Origin of the sequence: Streptomyces marinisediminis (genome assembly GCF_026262575.1) — a bacterium.
Taxonomy (GTDB): domain Bacteria; phylum Actinomycetota; class Actinomycetes; order Streptomycetales; family Streptomycetaceae; genus Streptomyces; species Streptomyces marinisediminis.
Genome location: NZ_JAPKFL010000123.1, coordinates 1 through 412, shown reverse-complemented (window position 1 = coordinate 412; position 412 = coordinate 1). Strand labels below are relative to the sequence as shown.

Genomic DNA, 412 nt, shown 5'->3' with positions numbered 1-412 from the left:
CGGATCTCCCCCGACGTCGGCCGCTCCAGGTTGACCAGGAGCTTGGCCACGGTGGACTTGCCGCAGCCCGACTCCCCGACGATGCCCAGCGTCTCGCCGGGGAAGAGGTCGAAGGAGACGCCGTCCACGGCCCGCACGGCGCCGACGCGCTTCTTGAACAGGATGCCCTGCGTGAGCGGGAAGTGCTTGTACAGGTCGCGGACCTCCAGCACCGGCTCGGCGTCAGCCATGCATGGTCTCCTTCCAGAAGTGGCAGCCGCTGGTCCGCCCGGGCACCGGCGTGCCGTCCGCCTCGGTGACCTCGTACAGCGGCGGCTCGTCGCGCACGCACACGTCCCGGGCCTGGGGGCAGCGGGGGTGGAAGGGGCAGCCGGGCGGGATGCGCAGCAGGTTGGGCGGCAGGCCCTTGATC

The 412-nt window shown here is 71.8% G+C and carries 2 protein-coding genes; both read right to left on the bottom strand.

Annotated elements, in window-relative coordinates; translation table 11 throughout:
- Positions 1 to 230: ATP-binding cassette domain-containing protein (locus OSB71_RS24355; protein ID WP_265950964.1), on the bottom strand; the 230-nt coding region annotated here is incomplete at its 3' end.
- Positions 223 to 412, bottom strand: a 190-nt coding sequence (locus OSB71_RS24350) for an oligopeptide/dipeptide ABC transporter ATP-binding protein (protein WP_323055349.1), incomplete at its 5' end; no start/stop codon positions are given. The genes OSB71_RS24355 and OSB71_RS24350, both read right to left, overlap by 8 nt.